This is a genomic window from Saccharibacillus brassicae, assembly GCF_006542275.1.
Classification (GTDB): Bacteria; Bacillota; Bacilli; order Paenibacillales; family Paenibacillaceae; genus Saccharibacillus; species Saccharibacillus brassicae.
Genome location: NZ_CP041217.1, coordinates 3,640,850 through 3,658,184, shown reverse-complemented (window position 1 = coordinate 3,658,184; position 17,335 = coordinate 3,640,850). Strand labels below are relative to the sequence as shown.

General features: G+C 59.9%; 16 protein-coding genes. 1 reads left to right on the top strand and 15 read right to left on the bottom strand.

All coding sequences use genetic code 11. From position 1 onward, the window contains the following. Nucleotides 1-3 precede the first annotated feature (3 nt). From FFV09_RS15180 to FFV09_RS15130, 11 genes are all read right to left on the bottom strand, one after another. Nucleotides 4-426, bottom strand: coding sequence for a hypothetical protein (locus tag FFV09_RS15180; RefSeq protein ID WP_141448612.1), 423 nt, complete (start codon nt 424-426; stop codon nt 4-6). A gap of 204 nt (nt 427-630) precedes the next feature. Beyond that, a complete protein-coding gene (locus FFV09_RS15175) occupies nt 631-2,085 on the bottom strand; it encodes an acyl-CoA dehydrogenase family protein (RefSeq protein ID WP_141448611.1) in 1,455 nt (484 codons plus the stop codon). A 1,147-nt stretch (nt 2,086-3,232) separates the two neighbouring features. After that, a complete protein-coding gene (locus tag FFV09_RS23820; protein ID WP_170315045.1) occupies nt 3,233-3,562 on the bottom strand; it encodes a GNAT family N-acetyltransferase in 330 nt (109 codons plus the stop codon). After that, nucleotides 3,532-4,419, bottom strand: coding sequence for a radical SAM/SPASM domain-containing protein (locus FFV09_RS15165; RefSeq protein WP_141448609.1), 888 nt, complete (start codon nt 4,417-4,419; stop codon nt 3,532-3,534). The genes FFV09_RS23820 and FFV09_RS15165 overlap by 31 nt, the downstream gene beginning before the upstream one ends. A 128-nt stretch (nt 4,420-4,547) precedes the next feature. Next, nucleotides 4,548-5,144, bottom strand: a complete 597-nt coding sequence (locus FFV09_RS15160) for a GNAT family N-acetyltransferase (RefSeq protein ID WP_141448608.1) — start codon at nt 5,142-5,144, stop codon at nt 4,548-4,550. A gap of 35 nt (nt 5,145-5,179) precedes the next feature. Then, nucleotides 5,180-5,596, bottom strand: a complete 417-nt coding sequence (locus tag FFV09_RS15155; protein ID WP_141448607.1) for an Asp23/Gls24 family envelope stress response protein — start codon at nt 5,594-5,596, stop codon at nt 5,180-5,182. 36 nt (nt 5,597-5,632) lie between these two features. Then, the gene (locus FFV09_RS15150; protein WP_141448606.1) at nt 5,633-6,223 is read right to left on the bottom strand and encodes a TetR/AcrR family transcriptional regulator; all 591 of its coding nucleotides are present in this window, start codon (nt 6,221-6,223) and stop codon (nt 5,633-5,635) included. A 228-nt stretch (nt 6,224-6,451) separates the two neighbouring features. Beyond that, nucleotides 6,452-7,558: a YhgE/Pip domain-containing protein gene (locus FFV09_RS15145; protein WP_246098352.1), complete on the bottom strand. Its 1,107-nt coding sequence runs from the start codon at nt 7,556-7,558 to the stop codon at nt 6,452-6,454. A gap of 114 nt (nt 7,559-7,672) precedes the next feature. Beyond that, complete coding sequence (locus tag FFV09_RS15140) at nt 7,673-8,098, bottom strand: MarR family winged helix-turn-helix transcriptional regulator (protein ID WP_170315044.1); 426 nt, start codon at nt 8,096-8,098, stop codon at nt 7,673-7,675. A 110-nt stretch (nt 8,099-8,208) separates the two neighbouring features. Then, complete coding sequence (locus FFV09_RS15135; protein ID WP_141448604.1) at nt 8,209-8,433, bottom strand: hypothetical protein; 225 nt, start codon at nt 8,431-8,433, stop codon at nt 8,209-8,211. Continuing rightward, nucleotides 8,385-8,723: a sigma factor-like helix-turn-helix DNA-binding protein gene (locus FFV09_RS15130; protein ID WP_141448603.1), complete on the bottom strand. Its 339-nt coding sequence runs from the start codon at nt 8,721-8,723 to the stop codon at nt 8,385-8,387. Before FFV09_RS15130 ends, FFV09_RS15135 begins: the two co-directional genes overlap by 49 nt. Before the next feature lie 269 nt (nt 8,724-8,992). Between FFV09_RS15130 and FFV09_RS15125 the strand changes: the two genes are divergently transcribed. After that, nucleotides 8,993-10,783 (top strand): DUF4127 family protein, encoded by a 1,791-nt coding sequence (locus FFV09_RS15125; protein ID WP_141448602.1) that lies wholly within the window; start codon nt 8,993-8,995, stop codon nt 10,781-10,783. A 50-nt stretch (nt 10,784-10,833) separates the two neighbouring features. Here the strand turns inward: FFV09_RS15125 and FFV09_RS15120 are convergent, their stop codons facing one another. The 4 genes from FFV09_RS15120 to FFV09_RS15105 form a co-directional block, all read right to left on the bottom strand. Further along, on the bottom strand, nt 10,834-11,211 hold the full coding sequence (locus tag FFV09_RS15120) for a hypothetical protein (RefSeq protein ID WP_141448601.1): 378 nt from the start codon (nt 11,209-11,211) through the stop codon (nt 10,834-10,836). 348 nt (nt 11,212-11,559) lie between these two features. Then, nucleotides 11,560-14,304, bottom strand: coding sequence for an AAA family ATPase (locus tag FFV09_RS15115; protein ID WP_246098575.1), 2,745 nt, complete (start codon nt 14,302-14,304; stop codon nt 11,560-11,562). Between the two features lie 16 nt (nt 14,305-14,320). After that, on the bottom strand, nt 14,321-15,652 hold the full coding sequence (locus FFV09_RS15110) for a class I SAM-dependent methyltransferase (protein WP_141448600.1): 1,332 nt from the start codon (nt 15,650-15,652) through the stop codon (nt 14,321-14,323). Beyond that, nucleotides 15,634-16,605, bottom strand: a complete 972-nt coding sequence (locus tag FFV09_RS15105; RefSeq protein ID WP_141448599.1) for a nucleotidyltransferase domain-containing protein — start codon at nt 16,603-16,605, stop codon at nt 15,634-15,636. The genes FFV09_RS15110 and FFV09_RS15105 overlap by 19 nt, the downstream gene beginning before the upstream one ends. Nucleotides 16,606-17,335 lie beyond the last annotated feature (730 nt).

The window sequence follows — 17,335 nt, the reverse complement described above, 5'->3', positions numbered from 1 at the left end:
AGATCAGCGGTTCCAGAACCCGCCCGCCAGCATCGTAAAACGCATGAATATCACTTCGTCGCCGTCCGCGAGCGTCAGCGGAACGTCGAGCCCCGTTACTTCTTCCTGCCGCACGAATACCCGGTACAGCCCGTCTTCGAATCCCAGCACAGCCGCGGACACGGCTTGTTCGGCGTCCGGCGATTTCCCCCCGTAGACGGCGCCGAAGCCGACTTTGCCCCGTTGGGCGCCTTCTTCGACCTGCTGCTCCGTCAAATACGGCAGCAGATGGTCACCGGCCAATTTCTCTTCGAACTGCGCGACCATCAGCCGCACGGTCTGGTCGATCAGTTCGCGCAGCGTGCGCGGCATGCCCGGCAGATCGAATTCGCGGCCCGCCACGCCGCGTTTGCGCCCCGCGCTTTTTACGATTGCGGTCAGCTTCATGTGACTTCCTCCTCCATGGACAGACCGATCGAACGGCCTGAAAAAGCGAATGAACGTTCGTATATGTACAGATTCATTTTACCAGAATGCACGATAGAAAAAAACCAGCCGCAAGCACGAACGGGTCCTCTTCGTCTATCGGACAGATGCCGGACGCGGGCTTCGTGCGGACTTCTCCGCCGAAAAGCCCGGACCGGACGCCGATCATTCTTCCAGCGCGGTGCGCGCCAGCGTCTGAAGCACGGCGTCTTCCATCGGCGGATTGTGCAGGCCGGCCCGCACGTCGCGGTAATACCGCTCCAGCGGCAGGCTGCGCGACAAGCTTGCGCCGCCGACGATCTTCATCGCCTTGTCGACGACCTGCGCGGCGAGATGGGTCGCATTGTACTTGACCCAGCCGAATTCCGGCCGCATGGAAGACCGCTCCTCCGGCCGGGTATCCCAGCGGTCGGCAATGTCATACAGCGCCGTACGCGCCAGACGCAGCTCGCTGTCGATCTGCCCGATCCACTGCCGGATATGCGGCAGCGTCGCGATCGGTTCCTTGAGGCTGTTCGGCGTGTAATTTTTGGCGAAGTTCAGCGCGTAATCCCGCGCCGCGTACGCGATGCCGAGATAGCAGGCCGGAATATGCAGCATCCAGCCGTCTCCGTCGTCGATCCCGCCTTTGGGCTGCCCGGGCGCGTAGATGCCCATCACCTGTTCGTCGGGCACGAACACACGATCCAGCACGATGTCGTGACTGCCGGTGGCGCGCATGCCGAGCGTGTCCCATGTCTCCTCCAGCGTGACGCCCGCGGCTGCCCGCAGGTCGGCCGCGCGGCGCTCGGACGCTTCGGCGCGCCGCGCGATCTCGGCGAGATCGGGCAGCGCGGCGCCTCCGTCAGCAAACGGCGAAGACGCCGGTGCGTGCCGTTCGGGCTGAGATTCCGGCGCGACGGCTGCAGTGGCGGAGGCTGCGGCGTCAGAGGATGTGGCGGCTGTGGTGGCTGCGTCAGAGGCTGTGGTGGCTGTGGCGGCTGCGGCGTCGGCGGAGGAAGAGGAGGCGCTGCCGCTGCCGTTGTTTCGGCCCGGCGCGCCGAGCCGGATGATGAAATCGCCGACTTCCGGCGAATTCTCGATCCCGGCGCTGACGATATAGTCCGTCAGCAGCGGACTGAGCGTGCTGTACGTCTTGCGTCCGGTCAGCGTCCAGCCGCCTTCGACGCGCACCGCCGTCGTCTGCGGGCGTCCTCCGCGCGTCGGGCTGCCGGTCGCGCGCTCGCTCGCAAACTTGTTGATCATCGCGCCCGAAGACGCCACATCCCGGCAAAAGTCCGCATAGCTCGGCTCCGGCCAAATGTCCGTCTCGCGGTAATGCAGCATCATGCCTCCGTGCCAGCCCGCGCTGAGCGCGGTCGAACCGTCCCCGCGTGCGAGACGCTCCTGCACGAGCAGCCATTCGTACAACGACACGCCGTCGCCGCCCTGCTCTTCCGACAGCGTCAGCTTGGCATACCCGCCCGCTCTCAATTCCTCGAAGTTTTCGAACGGAAACGACCCTTCCCGATCATGCTTCGCGGCACGCTTCGCAAAACGTCCCGCCAATTCGTCCGCCCAGACCGCAAGCTTCTCTTCCCGTTCGTTTCTGACAAAGGCGTCGATCGCTTTTTTTCTCAATGCCGCTCATCCTTTCTGTCTGCCTGTTCCTGATTTCCTTCTATTATAAAGAAACCGAGAACGCGAAAGCAAAGCACCGGACTCGGAATTTCGGTAGACGGTCTGTTGGAAGGAAGGCGCGATGCCGGGGATGGGGGATATGTGCGGGCGCGGTGCAGGATGCGGAGTGCTGGGGGATACGCGGGGGCCGTGCGGGGTGCGGGGGGCAAGGTGCAGAATGCGAGGTGCTGCGGAATGTTTGGAGAGACCGGATGTGCGGTGCGTAGCGCTCGGGGATACGGGAAGCTTGACGTTCTCGATTCCTGAAGCCGCCAGATGCTTGGAGCATCAGTAGGCTTGTAGCTGCGGGAGGATTAAAGCGGCGGGAGGCTTGTAGCTGCGGGATTCCTCGAAATTCGGGATTTCGAAGAATCGTCAGCCTGACATTGGCGCTTGGACTCGTTTCTTCGCTTCTGCGCCGACCGTAACGAATCGTAGGCACGCTATTTTGGCTTTTAACGCGCTTTTTTCCAAACTAACGAATCGTGATAACGTTATTGGGCCTGAATCGCTTGAAATCGGCCTTTTTCGGGCCAATAAGGATACAGCGATTCGTTAGATTTAGAAAAAGGCCGAATATCGGCAAATAGCGATAGGAGGATTCGTTACGTACCGCGTGGGGCGTGATGGGGATGCGGATTGGATGTTGGCGAACGCACGACTGGATACAGGGAGGTACGCAGGTTGGATATTGGTGGGCGTACAGTTGGATGCGGCGGTCATTCAAGTTGGGTGTTGGCAGACGCACGATTGGGCACAGCGGGTACGCAGGTTGGATATTGGTGGGCGTACGGTTGGATGCGGTGGTCATTCAAATTGGATGTTGGCGAACGTACGGCTGGATACAGCAGGTACGCAGGTTGAATATTGGTGGGCCTACGGTTCGATGCGGCGGTCATTCGGACCGGGTATCGCCGGGCGCACGATTGGGCACAGTCGGCAAGCGGTTAGGCTAAAAAGAGTAGGCCGAACCCCCGGATTCGAATTCAGATTCGGCTAACCTCCGGAATCCAGACTCCGGAAGCCGCTATCGCACACATCCCGAATACGCCAAAAAACCCGAGTTTCCGTAGGGAAAGTCGGGTTTTCGGACACACTGAAATTGCCTTTACAGTCTTTTGGCCATTTTGTAATCGGTCACCTCGCAGCCGGCTTTGCGGTATACGTGCAGCGCGGTGGCATTATGTCCGAATACATGCAGCCCGATCGAGAACGCTCCGAGCGAGCGCGCCGTATCGTCGGGCGACCGCATGGCGGCCTGCCCGTACCCTTGATTGCGGCAGGGCTCGTCGATGAAAAATTCGTACACGAAAGCCTGCTTCCCTGCCGGCGCATCCGACAGGCCGATCGCTCTGCGAGACGTCTCCCCGCTTTCGCACCGCTTTCGCCCTGCCTTCCAATCCGCCGTCAAGCCCCGAATCTTTTGCGATATCCGCACTTGCGGCACAGCTCCTCCACCGCTTCGCGGCGGGAAAAACCGTAGACGAGATCGTTGGCGCGCTTGCTCTCGACGATCTCGGAAAATTCCTGCTCCAGCACGTTGCCGAGATTGATCACGCCTTCGCCGTCCAGGCAGCAGGGCACGACCGTGCCGTCGACCAGAATAGCCGCATGGCTGCGCAGCGCGTGGCAGAAGCCTTTGCCGTCGTCTTCGGGCGCGCTCAGGCTCGGCCATTGGAACTCGTGGTCCTGGTTCAGGTAGACGTTGCCCGATACTTTGAGCCCTTTGCCGCGCTCGAACCGCTCCTCGATCCGGTAATCCAGTGCGTATTCGCGCTCGATCAGCTCCAGCGTCTCGCGGTTGCGGCTGCGCGCGGCGTTGGTCATATTGTCTTCGGTCAGGTTCCACAGGCGGAACGAGAAGATCAGCTTGCCGGACACCTCATGCTGCGAAGCGTCGCGTACGAACGACAGGATATCGGCCAGATAGCCGTTGCGGTCGGTCGAACCGGCATGGCCGTCGAAGCTGTGCAGCGAAAAGTTCATCTGGCGCAGCGCCGGCTTGCCGAGCAGCTTGTCGCGGTTTTTGGCGATCAGCGTGCCGTTCGTCGTGATGTTGACGTTGAAGCCGCGCTCGTGCGCCAAATCGAGCAGGACGTCGATTTTGGGATGCAGCAGCGGTTCGCCTTTGACATGCAGGTAGATATGGTTGGTATGCGGATCGATTTTGTCCAAAATCTGCGCGAACGTCTCCGGCTTGATAAACTTCGCCTGACGCGCCGTCGGTGGACAGAAGTGGCAGGACAGATTGCAGACGCTCGTAATTTCGATATATACTTTTTTGAATGTTTTCAAAAGTTGACGCTCCATTTCCGGTGTAGGTTCTGTGTCTATTATGTGTTCCGGGGAGCAAAAGCTCAACCCCCGAAACGAACCATTCTCCCGAATCCGGCAGCAAAAGCCCGCCCCGCACGGGCAGGCGGTCAAATGAGCGCTTTGCGCATCCGCTGCAGCGACAGGCCGGGCAGCTCGTCGGTTACCCGGTAGCCGAGGCGCTCGTACAGCCGCCGGGCGTCCGGGTTGCCGAGGCTGACCGTCAGCGAGCAGGCGGTGAAGCGCTGGCGCAGTGCCTCTTCTTCGGCAAAAGCGATCAACTTCGAGCCGATTCCCAGTCCGCGTCCGTGCGGCATGGTCGCCAGCGCCGCGATATGGAATTCGTCGCTGAGCCCTTCCTTGAGACCGGTCAATGCCAGCAGTTGGCGCGGGTGAAGCAGATGGTAAGCAATCAGCGGAAGCTTGCGGTAAGCCAGCAGCCGGGTGAAAGTCGGCCAGGCCAACTGCTCCAACCGGGAAGCGGGGCAGCAGGTAACGACGCCCATCGTCTCGTCTGCGTGCTTGGCTTCGTACGCGTATTCGTAGCTGAAGCGGTTGCGATCCGCGCGCCACAGCTTGCGCATGACGCGTTCCACCGTCCGGACGTCGCGGCTGCCGATCAGCGCATGAGCCGTTTGACCCATGGCCATCATGAGCAGCTTGGCGCCGACCGTCGAACGGGGATCGGCTTTTACGATGTTCGGCATGTACGTACACTCTCCTTATGTCTGTCTAAAAAAGGTCAAATTCCTGGCTGCCTGTCCAAATGTCCTTCGCCGCGGTCGATCCGAAGCCCGATCAGATTCTCGACGACGATCGTCACCGTGCCGACCGCAAGTCCGGTTAGCGTCTCGATGCCCGTGCCGACATTGTACTTGAGCTGCCGGCACACTTCGGGAATGCGTGCGCCGAAGCGCACGTCGATCCGAAGCTCGACGTCGAGAAAGCGGTCGCGAAGATGCAGCGCGATACGGCCGCTTTTGGCGGCTGCGCGCAGCCGGTCCGAAGAGGCGGTTGAACCGTCTTGCTTCGGACTCTTTTTTTCAAGCGCGATCCCTTCGATCACGATCCCTTCCGTCTGCGCCAGCGCGCCGGCTACGATCTTGCGCAGCGCTTTCTCCGCTACCCGAATATGCCCGTAACCCGTCTCGATCTTCATGCTTCGTCCTCCTTGAGGGCCGCAGGCCCGAATAGGTTATCGACGTCTATCGGGCCCGAGTCCCCTGCACAGCGTATCCGCCACGAGGCTGACCGCCGCGCGGGGCGCGAGCACACCCGCCCGGATCTGTTCCCACGCCAGAAACAGCAGCGAATACGCCGTGCCCCACATCCATTCCGGCTGCAGTTCCGCCCGGAAGACGCCCCGCTCGCGCAGCCGCTCGAACGCTTCCATGACCGGCTGCCGCAGCTTCTCGTACGCTTGCTCGATCTCCGGATTTTCGTTGACCGAAGCGTCGTGCACGAGAAAATGTACTTTGTCGCCAAGCGGCACGAGCGCTTCGATCAAGTCGGTCACGTAACGTTCCGCCTGCTCCTCGTCGAACGCCACGCCCGCGATCGCGGTCCGAACGACTTCGATCGCCCGGAAGCCCAGCCGGACCATCAGCTGCTCTCGGCTCTCCACGTAACGGTGCAGCGTCGCGATGCCGATACCGGCCTGCTGCGCGATCTCGTTCAGCGAAGCGTTCGGCTTCTCGATCAGCAGTCCGGTCGCCGTGTCCAGAATATGATTCATGCGGATCTGATTCGGTTGAGCCGGCCGGGCCGGCACCGATGTTTTTCTCATGACGCCTCCTCCTTCTCGCATTCCACCGGGAGATACGACAAGCTATCTTTTGATAGTATAAACTATCACCTCTTCCCTCATTGTAACCGCTCCGTTCACCGAAATCAACTTCGCGTACGAGTCCTGTACCCTTAATGGTAGGCGCAAAAAAGCGGGCACTCTGCTGGAGAGTACCCGCTTCGAATAAAGAACAAGCCGAGGATGCGCATGCCACGCTGCCTTACGGAATCAATGCGACGCGGCCGTTCGGCCCGGAGCGCCTGCCTGCCCGGCAGCGGCCGGTGCCGGATTGTCCGGCTGCAGCCGGACGCGCAGCAGCGTAATCGCCCAGGTGACGAGCGCGATCAGCAGCAGATGCAGCATGAATGTGCCGGCTCCGTCCCCGTTGTAGATCAGGCGCATAAAGCCCTGAATACCGTTCGGCGCCGGCAGGAAGCTGCCCAGATGACGATAGAACGGCGCCAGCATATCGGCCGGGATGATATTGCCCGCCGTCATAAGCTGGATCGGCACGAGCGCGACATTGAACAGCGGAGCCGCGTTGCCCAGCAGCGCAAAGCTCATCTGCGTCAGGCAGGCGCTCGCCAGGAAGACGAGGCTCAGCAGCAACCACAGGCTCCACAGCGAAGAGGCCGGTTCGGCGAACAGCCGCGCCACAAGCACGATCACGAGCGGAGCGGCGACGCAGATCAGCAGAAGCAGCAGCTGACGGCTCCAGAAAATCGCCCATTTGCCGGTGCGGTGCTTCATGATCTGCGCGGTAATGTTGAACTGGATATTCATCGTCATCATCGCGATATACGGAATGAAGCCGAGGATCATCGGCAGCATCGTGACGGCAAAATTGCTCTGTTCGTGCGTTTTGACGATTTCGGCCCGGATCGGCGCAGCGGCCGCCCCGCCCGATACCGCCGCGTTCATGCCGTCGGTGATCTTCGTCGCGGCGCCTTCCATCATCGCGGCCGCCACTTGGGACGTGCCCTGGTTGATGTAGTAGGTCAATTCGGCCGAACCGCTGCGCAGGTCGGATGCGATACTCGCCGGGATGCGAATGACCATCGCGTAATCTCCGGCGTCCATCGCCGAGTTGGCCTGGTCGAGATCCGCGACGACGGTCGTGCCGAACGGAGCGGAATCGGCGAGGCTCTGCGAGATCGTCTCGCCGGCTGCGCCCGCTTCGTTGACGACGGCGGCCTGCAGACGGTCGATCCGCTGCGTCGCGCCGTCGTAGCCGGTCATCCAGAGCAGGACGAACAGCAGCGGTACGAACAGCGCGAAGACGATCCCGACCCGGGTCGTCGTAATGCTCATCATGGTCTTGAAAGCTTGTTTCATGAAAAAAATTCTCTCCTCTTGTAAGTCGTTCCTGCTTCGATTCATGCTTCGATTCATGCTTCACAGTGACTCAAATTTAAATGGTTGAATGTGCATCTATTTAGACAAAAAAAGTCACCCGGATACATTCCCGAAAATTCGGTTCAGTACCCGAATGAACAAATTCAACTCTTCTTCCGTCAATCCTTCGATCGCTTCCGCGTTGCTCGCTTCCATCAGCGGGGTCAGCAGCCGTTCGACGTCCCGACCTTTGTCTGTCAAATGCACGAGCACGCTGCGCCGGTCGGTCGGATTGCCGCGCCGCACGATCATCTCTTTGTGTTCGAGCTTGTCCAGCACTTTGCTGATCGACGTCTGATCGCGCGAGTGGATCGCGGCCAGCTTTTTCTGCGAAACGCCGTCGGCCAGCGTCAGCCTGTGCAGCACCCCGTACTGTTCGGGCGTCATGTCTGCCCCGGCGGTGATCTTGCCGGCCGCTTTGGCATACGCCAGATAAGTTCGCGACAGCAGGAAGCCAAGCGTATCGGCTTGATGGTCCATGCGCATTCTCCTCAGGCGTTCGAACGTTTCCGTCGTACGATCCGCCAATATAGTTGCATGTGCATTTATTGCACACGCTATTATATCGGGCAAATCGCCGGAAAGTCAACTTAAATTTCGGCCGGCCGGCGCAGGACAAGCCCGATCAGCTCCGTGCGGAGCGTCTGCATCGCGTCGCTCCGCTCCATCTGCATACCCCGGCTCAGTTCCGCAATATCCGGTTCGAGCAGCTCGACCACACGCATCAGCGCGCTGCGGTCTCCCGCTCTCGACCGCTCCAGCAGCTTCAGGAATTCAACGTTCGGCGCAGATGCTCCAGCGATTTGCGTTTCCATTTGCTCACCCCCTGCTGGCTGATCCGAAGGCTCTGCGCCGTCTCGGCTTCCGTTCTTCCTTCCAGAAACAGCGCTCGGATGACGTCCCTGCCTTTGTCAAAAGGAATCAGTCCGACGTATTCACGCGCCGAGCGTTCCGCTTCGAGGACACACGGTTCCGCCGCCCGGTTCCGTTCGCCCTCTTCGAGCCCGGATCTTTCGTTTCGTCCGCGAATCCTCTGCCTATAGCGGAAGCGCCAAGCGGCGCGCCGCAGTTCCATCCGGTAATGTTCGATCGTGTCTTCGGTCAAGGCGATCCCTCCTTTTGAATCAAATCAGAACAAACGTTCGCTCTTATCATAATATAAACTTTGCCATTTGGATAGAATCATTTTCCAAAAAGGCACAACGTTTGATCGGAAAAAACGTACATACCGATAGAGGGGTTTTTTTCGAGCCAAAAAAATTTTTTTTTCGCAGCCGGTTGTAAAAAGCGCCGAATTTCCTCCTTTCTTTGTGAAGGCGGAATTTTCCGTCGTACGGCGCAGAAGCCGAATCGAACCTAAAAGGAGATTTTACGATGAAAAAAGTAGTATACGTACCGCTGGACGACCGTCCGGCCAATCTCGACGACGTTATTTTGCAGGGCAAAGCGGCCGGCCTCGAAGTGCTGACACCGGAAGCGTCGGTCATCCGCAACCGGATGGACGACACGGGACAGATCGAAGGCACTGAAGTCGTCGGCACGAGCGGCGCGTCTTACGGCGATCCCGCCGGCGTGCAGCAGTTTCTGCGGCAGCATGCGGCGGCGGCCGACGGCTTTATCATCTCGACCGACATGCTCGTGTACGGCGGACTGATCGGCAGCCGGCGGCTGCGAGACGATGCCGGGGGCGAGTACCCGAATTACGATCCGGCCGTCGATTCGCTGCTGGACACGGTCGCCGGGCTGAAGCGCGATTACCCGAACAAGCCGGTCTTCCTGCTCGATACCGTCATGCGCCTCGCCACGACGACGATGGCGGAAGGGCTGAGCATCGAAGTGTATAACGAATCGCGGGCGCTGACGATGAAGCCGCGGCTTGCCCAGACTGACTTCGACGCCATTCTGGACGGGTACGACCTGAAGCCGGACGGTACGCCGTACGAAGACACGATCTACCTGAACAAAGAGCGGTATTACAACGCGCGCCGCCACAAGTTCAAAACGAACCGCCGCGTGCTGGAGACGCTCGTACGCGACGCGGGCATCGACTTCGCCGCGATCGGCGTGGACGACGCTTCCACGCAGGGCGTGCAGGCGAACGAGATCGACTGGATCGAAGCGCGTATCGACGAATGGCTCGGCGGCAGCGAAGGCCAGAACCCGGATCGCGCCGTGATTCTGCCGGACGCCGACGGACTGGGCCACGTGCTCATGGCACGAATGGCCGCCCACCTGCACGCAGCGCCCGCGAAGCCGGTCGTCGCCGTGCGTTACTTCGGCCGGGACGGAGCCGAGATCGTCAATCCGTACGAATATATGGACGTGCACCGCAATATTCTGCGGCATATCGATATCGCGGGCGGCACGTACGTCGGTGACGGACGTTCGCCGATCGCGCCGCCGGCCGGAGCGGCGGATACGCCGTTCGAGCTGGAACTGGTCGCGCTGACAGGCGAAGACGTGATCGGCGAAGCGGTCGCGCATCTCGAAGCGAACCGCGCGGCGCAGATTCCGACGCTTGTCGTCGACTTCACGCGCGGCGGCTCGGCCGGCCTCGTCGTGACGCCGGTGCTGCTGAATTCGCCGGCGACCGGCATCCTGCTCGGCTACAGCGCGTGGAACACGGCCGGCAACAAGATCGGCATGTCGCTCGGCATGGCGCTGTCCCGTTTCTTTTTCCTCAAAAAAGAAACCCAGGAACGCCCGCTCGGCCTCGCGCTCGACGCGCACGGCTCGCTGCTGTTCAAGCGTTTCCTCAAAGACTATTCGTACAAGTCGCTTGAGATCGGCGTGATCCGCACCGAATCGCGCGCCCGCACGCCGTACACGAACGTGACGGCCGACCAGAACATGCGCATCTTCAACACGCCGGAAGATTACGACTTCCTGACGCAGCTGCTGCGCACCGACATGCAGACGCGTACGCACGAACTGGCCGCCATGCCGGCTTTTGGCATCGGCACGAGCGCTCCCGCCTGCGCCATTCGCCGCTTCGGCGTTCCCGAAGGCGAAGCGGGCCCGAACTCCCGCGACTGGCGCTACGCGCAGTACGCCGCCGCGCTGCTGCCGGAGAACAACCCGAACTTCATCTGGTGGCGCGCGTTCGAGATCACGCTCGCCCCGGAGATCGACCTGGAGCGCACTTCGCAGGGCGCCTGCCAGTAAAGGCTGTACGCGGAAGCGGACGGGATTGCGCGAGCAGGCGGGAAACGCGATCAGGCGGGCTGGGCGATAACGCCGGGAGCGGGCTGGGCGATCGGGCCGGGAGCTGGCTTCGCGTTCGCGATCAGGCGGGCTGGGCGATCGGGCAAACTTCTCGCCCGGAAGCAGGCTGCGACAGCCGACAAGCTGCGCGGCGCGACAACTTTGGAACCGGACAAATCAAAACCTCGAATCCCGCTGTGGGATTCGAGGTTTTTTTGTTTCGCCTTTTTTTGCTGGAGAAGAAGATGGAGAATGAACGACGGAGAACGCAGATCGAAGGCCGGACTGGTATGAGAGAAGGAACAAGGAGCGGCGCGCGAGCCGTCATTTTGTTCGACCCGTCCGCGCCGGGGCGAAATAATTGCGAGAGAACAGCTATTCCCCTCCATCTGCCCTCTCTGCGTGAAATAATTGCGAGAGAACAGCTATTCCCCTCCATCTGTCCTTTCTGCGCAAAATAATTGCGAGAGAACAGTTATTTCCGCATTCAGCCGCCGAAAACGCCCGTTTTCCGCAAAATAAGTGTATTCTCGCAATTAGTGGTCTTCCCGTCGACTCTTCATGCAAAATAAGTGTATTCCCGCAACTAAGAGTCACTCCTACAACTTTTCATACCAAACAAGTGCATTCTCGCAGTGATTTGCCAGCCCGGCGGCTTTTCATGCAAAATAAGTGTCCGCCTGCCGTTCATTCGCCCAACGTTAATCTGGATTCCACAGCTGTATAGCCCTGAATCTCTACAGCCGCGGATCGATCTCTTTCTCCCCCGCCACTTCGAACAGCAGGTCCGAAGCGGCTTCGCGGTATTCCGCGTGCTCGGGCGAGATGTCGTCGATCGGGACGGACAGCATGCGCAGGCCGAGGCGGTGCTCCTCGATCGAGGTGCGCAGCTTGCGCTGGATGCTTTTCTGCTTGATCAGCTTGGCGTATTTGTGCGGAAAGCGGTAATCGTAGCCGTACACGATGCTCAGGTAATCGGCGTTGCGCACTTTCATGTTCGGCGCGACGCCGCCTTGCGGAAGCTCCGGCTTGATGACGACGCCTTCCATGCCGCGCTCGGACGTCAGCTCGCCGAAGAACGACGCGGCCCGTTCGTAAGCGTCGTCCGCCGCCAGATCGAGCGTCAGCAGGCTGTCGCCGGACAGGAACGCGTACAGGTCGGACTGCTTGCGCGTCAAGCCCGGCAGTTCTTCGCGGCCGTCGGCGTACACGATCTTGAGCAGGCCGAACGGCTTGTAAGCCGCTTCGCCCGCCTGCGCGTACAGCCCGAGCTGGCGCTCGTAGACGGCGCGCGCTTCTTCATGGACGTCCAGCGGCATGCGCGCCTGGAGGATGTCATGCACGTATTTGTACGTCTGGTACGTACCGCTGCCGTATTTCTCGCTTAGCTTCGCTTTGGACGAATGGATACGGTCGACGCCGAATCCGCTCTCTTCGTAGTCCGAAGTCAGGCGGTCCAGCGCCTGCTCGAAGCCCTGCTCGCGCAGGAAAGACAGTTCGCTCTTGAGCGCTTCGCCGATCGGGCGGAACTGCCGCTCGATCAGTCCTTCGCCGAGCGCGTGCCACGGCATCAATTCGCCGTCGAGGATCAGCAGCCTGATCCCGTGCTCCTCCATATAGGAGCCGAAGCGTTCGATCAGCGCCGCGTGGATCTGCGTCAGATCCACGCTCTTGATCTTGTAGCCGTTGCGGCTGACGGCGAAGCTCTCTTCCGGCGAGCGATGCAGATACAGATTGCAGCGCGAGCCCATGTATTTGGGCTGGAGCACCACTTCGCGGACGCCGTGGCCGCGGAAATAATCCAGCCCGCGCCGCAGCGATTCCAGTTCGCCGGCGCCCAGGTCTTTGTCGGACGGCGACATCGTGCCGGAGACGAAGTTGATCTTGTGGCGCGAGATATAGCGCAGGCGGCGCAGGTCTTCATCGCTCAGCTCGCGAGGCTGAATGCGGCGTTGATACGCGAACAGCGTGTGCAGTTCTTCGGAAATCGCGGCGTTCGCGGCTTTGTGCGATTTGAAGAACGGCTTGTAGCCCATGCTGACCGAAGTCAGCAGATTGCCGTGCACCGCGCCGGTATCGAGGTGCAGCTTGTTCTTGAGCCGGAACGCCTGCTTCGCGGCGACGTGGCCGAACAGATGATACGGGTGGTTGCCGACGGCGTCCCGCTGGAGAAAGGCCAGCTGTTCTTCCTTCGGCAGGTCGGGACGCAGCCGGAACGTGCGCTGATGGCGCTGCGCATAGGCGTCGAGCTTGCCGATGTATTTGTTCTCGCACGGCGCGTGCGTGACGTAGAAGGACGGCTGCCCTTCGCCGACGCCGATCCGGCGATAGAACGGCCGCGAAGCTTCGACCAGCTCGTCGAACTTGGCGCGCAGCGCTTCGTCTTCTTGCAGAACCGGGATCGAATCGAAGTAGCTGTCGAGCAGTTCGCCGTCCACGCCGGAAATTTCGCCGCGCAGATATTTGTACACGAAGTTCTCGTGGTTGCCTTTGACCAGCAGAAAATGCTTGCGGTTCGCATGCAGGAACTCGATCGTCTCGCGTGTCCGTTTGCCTTTGTCGATCCAGTCGCCGGCCAGAATAAAGTCCGTATGCGCCAGCTTCTCCGGCAGGATCAGCTGTCCGTCTTCGAACGTGCAGCCGTAATCGAGCAGCAGTCCCCGAAGCGCGTCCACGCTCTCGTGCACGTCGCCGATTACGATGGAACCGCGGCCCTGCGGCAGGATGCAGCCGACATAGGACTCCTCATTCTCGACGACAACGGTATACCCGGTCGACTCTTCCGAAGAGGCGGATACTCCCGAAGAAGCCGAACCGGCTTCTTCTCCTGCGCTCCCCGAAATTTCTGCTGCCCTTGTCGCCTCTGCCGCCGCTGCCGCTATCGGATCTGCCGGATCTGCCGGATCTGCCGTCTCCACCGTCCCCGTTCCTGCCGGTTCGGCAGCGCCGAAGTCTTTCGCTTTGACCCGGTGCACCGCGTCGTAGCCTTCTCTCGCCAGCGCCGGCAGCACGTCTTTTTTGAGCCGGTTGATATGGGTCGAGATCAGCCGCTTCGAGCGCTCCGACGCGTAATAATCGCTGCGTTTGCGGTAATCGAACACGACCGCTTCGACGTTGTAATGGTTCTCCTGCGCGATCGCCCGCACCTGCTGCCGAAAATCTTCGGACAGGCCGGTCGTATCGACAATCACGAATTCCGCGTTGATCGGAAACGTCGTCGCAAGTTTCAGCCGCTCGAACAGCAGCGCAAACGTCTGCTCGCTCGCTTCCAGCATGACCGAGTCGTATTTGTCGTACTCATAGCCGAGCATCTCCTGCCGAATCCGGTCGGAAGACAGCAGCTGCACGTTGCCGTGCAGGCCGCGCTCGGGGCTGTCCAGCTTGAGCTTCGGCAGCAGCACGCGTTCGGCGAACGTCGTCTTGCCGCATTCGGTCGGTCCGATCAGCATGAGGATGGTATGCACTTTCGTGCGGATTTCCAGCGTTTTAGGCATGAATTCATTCATCTGCCGCCCCTCCTTTTTCCGTCGCTTTTTCCATTGATTTTTCCGTTAATATATCGATTTCGGACTGCCGCCTGAACAGCACGCCCTGCGTCGTCGCGATTCCGTTGACCCGGTCGCCGATCTCCAGCCATTCCGCGTGCACCGCGTGCTTGGCCGCAAGTTCGCCGATCCAGGCCCGGAACTCCGTCTGCGGCATTTCCCAATCGTGGTCGTCGTGCCGCATGCCTTCAAGTTCGTAGAAGACGTTAAAGTCGGCGTTCGGCGTCGTGATCACGAAACGGTCGAAATTCACTTTTTTCAAAATAAGACGTACGAGCGCCGCCGCTTCCTCCGTGCCCATATGCTCGACCACTTCCGTGAGGATCACGTCGACCTGCTCGCCGTTGTACGAGTCCAGAAACTGCGCGAGCGAAGCGAACGGGATCAGATTATCCAGCTCTTTTTTCTCCGCTTTGCGCACCGTTTCTTCCAATACTTCGGCGTTCACGTCGATCGCGTAGTAACTGTAGTCGTCCTTGATCCGCGCGGCATAAGGAATCGCATAGAACCCTTCGCCGCAGCCGATATCCAGAATCGATTTGTCGAACGCCAGCCGCTGCGTGATCGCGCTGCGCCGCTGGAATGCCGTGCCGCCGAAGTCGAACCGAATATCATAGCGATCGGTGCGCTCCAGCTCGGCGGCGTATTTGCGGAACATCGCGCGCGAGCCGAGGAAATTGCGCACGAACAGGCTGCGGATATAGAACGGCGCGTCGATGATGTTCAGGCTGCGGATGTATTTTTCCACCACCGATTCGTTCAGATCGATAAACTCTTTGCCGAACATCGACAAGAACAGGAACAGGACGCTCGCGGCATGCAGCAGGACGTAGAGATTGCGGTTGGTCGTCATTTTGAGGCTGTAACTTTTGTGGGCCAGAAGCGTCGCTTCGAACGTAATATCCGGAAAATGCTTGGCAAAAAAGTCCAGGTACCGGTCGCGCTCGATATGCACCATATTGACGAACAACGCATGCGTATGCCCTTCCGTGTCGCGGTCGTCGGGCTTGAGCGGATGCGAGAAAAACTCGTTGATCGCGTTCAGCGGAAACAGCGGCGTGTTGTAGCGCGATACGTTGAGGTATTCGAATTCTTCGTGCTCGCTGCGTTTGTACGAAACTTCGTTGTCCGCGTCCTTGAAATACACGTTGAATGTCTGCGGATCGCCGTACCAGCCGTAGGCCAGCCCTTTGCGAATCGGACGGATCAGCATGCCGGTAGACGGGTTTTTGCGAATGAGAAAAGAGAAATCGGGATGCGTCGAGCTCAGTTGGACGATGGCCATGGGTGCTGCTCCTTCCAGGCGCCGCGCAGCACGGACACAAACAGCGGATCGAGCCGGTCGTCGACCGATTCGCCGGAGTCCGGCAGGTGCGGGGCTTGCTGCTCATAGTAGTGGATCTGTGTTTCCAGATATTGATTAATAACCTCAATCCGGGGTTCTTCCTTCAGTTCGATACCGGTTTTTTTGCGTTCCAGCAGCTGCTCGACCGCCGTCTTCAGTTCGCCGGGAGCAAGCAGCGTATCCTTGAGCGTGTCGAACGTCATCGGAGGCAGCTCGTTGTACCGTTCGATCCAGGCGCAGGCGAGCAGCGGACGCAGCACGTAGAAATATTTTTTGCTGCGGACGGTCTCGCCCTGCAGGTAATCCCGGTAATTGCCGCGGGCCATATGCAGGTAGTGGAACATGCAGGCTTTGGGCGAAAAAGACGGCCCGGCCAAGTCGCGAATCTGCGCCGCCGCTTCCGGCAGCTCGCGGTACACGATCGGCGATTGCAGCCATTCCAGCAGCGGCGGATTGCTTTTGCGGAACAGCCGCAGCGCTTTGCGCAGATCCCAACCGTTCACGTCAAGCCGATCGCTGATCGGACGCTCGATCACGTCGCGGCGCTCGAAAATCGACAAATACCAGTCCGGCTCGCGCACGTACAGAAAGCGCACGTCGTAATCGCTATCCTGCGAAGGGAACCCCCATGCGCGGCTGCCCGACTCGCAGGCGTACAGGATGCGGACCTTCTCTTCCCGTTCGATACGGGAGAGTTCGACCTGGATTTCGCGGCGGATGCCGGGATGAACATCGGAGCGGGGATCGGTGCAAGGATCGGGACGGATGTTGGAGGCCGCATTAGAGCGGGTGTCGGGAGCGGCATCAGAGCGGATGTCGGGATGAACATCGGGGCGGGTATCAGCTTGGTCCCGGGCCGGGCCGGAGCGCTCGGCAAAAGGGCGTCGTGTCATGGTCTTCTCCTCCTTCGGATTCGGCGGCTTCCGCAGCGGCGAATTCGCTCGCGCGGCGGAACGGACGGCGTCGGACTGTTCGTTTCGTTAAAGCTTATTGTCCCGGAAAAGGGGACCGGTAGGAAGGGCGTAAGTATGGCGATTAGAGAATCGCCTATATACTTCGCGCCTTGGCGTAAGTATGGCTCGCAGCAGGAGCGCGATTAGAGAATCGCCTATATACTTCGTGCCTTGGCGGAAGCATGGCTCGCAGCAGGAGCGCGATTAGAGAATCGCCTAGATACTTCGCGCCTTGGCGGAAGCATGGCTCGCGGCAGGAGCGCGATTAGAAAACCGCCTGAATACTTCGCGCCTTGGCAGAAGCATGGCTCGCGGAAGAGCCGCGATCGAGGCGAGTGCATCGGCGGCAAAAAGTCCCGAACCGTTAACGGTTCGGGACTTGAAGTGTCGAAAGCCTTTTATACCGGCTGAGTCGCATGACTCAGACCACCATGCGCAACCCTCAACCCTCATCCCTCAATCCTCAATCCTCAATCCTCAATCCTCATGGTCCCAAGCGCCGCTCAGCTGTCCAACGAATCGTCATATCGCTATTTGCTCTAAATTTCGCCTTTTTAATTATTTAACGAATCGTCATATCCTTATTTAGCGTTATGGAGCCGATTTTAGCGAGTTTCGGTCAAATAGCGTTATAGGGATTCGTTAAAACCGATAAAGGGGCTTTAGAAGG

Bases quoted from the DNA above. Each gene is read 5' to 3' on its own strand.
- FFV09_RS15180 (WP_141448612.1), bottom strand. From the start codon at position 426: ATGAAGCTGACCGCAATCGTAAAAAGCGCGGGGCGCAAACGCGGCGTG.
- FFV09_RS15160 (WP_141448608.1), bottom strand. From the start codon at position 5,144: ATGCCGAACATCGTAAAAGCCGATCCCCGTTCGACGGTCGGCGCCAAG.
- FFV09_RS15155 (WP_141448607.1), bottom strand. From the start codon at position 5,596: ATGAAGATCGAGACGGGTTACGGGCATATTCGGGTAGCGGAGAAAGCG.
- FFV09_RS15150 (WP_141448606.1), bottom strand. From the start codon at position 6,223: ATGAGAAAAACATCGGTGCCGGCCCGGCCGGCTCAACCGAATCAGATC.
- FFV09_RS15145 (WP_246098352.1), bottom strand. From the start codon at position 7,558: ATGAAACAAGCTTTCAAGACCATGATGAGCATTACGACGACCCGGGTC.
- FFV09_RS15140 (WP_170315044.1), bottom strand. From the start codon at position 8,098: ATGGACCATCAAGCCGATACGCTTGGCTTCCTGCTGTCGCGAACTTAT.
- FFV09_RS15135 (WP_141448604.1), bottom strand. From the start codon at position 8,433: ATGGAAACGCAAATCGCTGGAGCATCTGCGCCGAACGTTGAATTCCTG.
- FFV09_RS15125 (WP_141448602.1), top strand. From the start codon at position 8,993: ATGAAAAAAGTAGTATACGTACCGCTGGACGACCGTCCGGCCAATCTC.
- FFV09_RS15120 (WP_141448601.1), bottom strand. From the start codon at position 11,211: ATGGAGGGGAATAGCTGTTCTCTCGCAATTATTTCGCCCCGGCGCGGA.
- FFV09_RS15110 (WP_141448600.1), bottom strand. From the start codon at position 15,652: ATGGCCATCGTCCAACTGAGCTCGACGCATCCCGATTTCTCTTTTCTC.
- FFV09_RS15105 (WP_141448599.1), bottom strand. From the start codon at position 16,605: ATGACACGACGCCCTTTTGCCGAGCGCTCCGGCCCGGCCCGGGACCAA.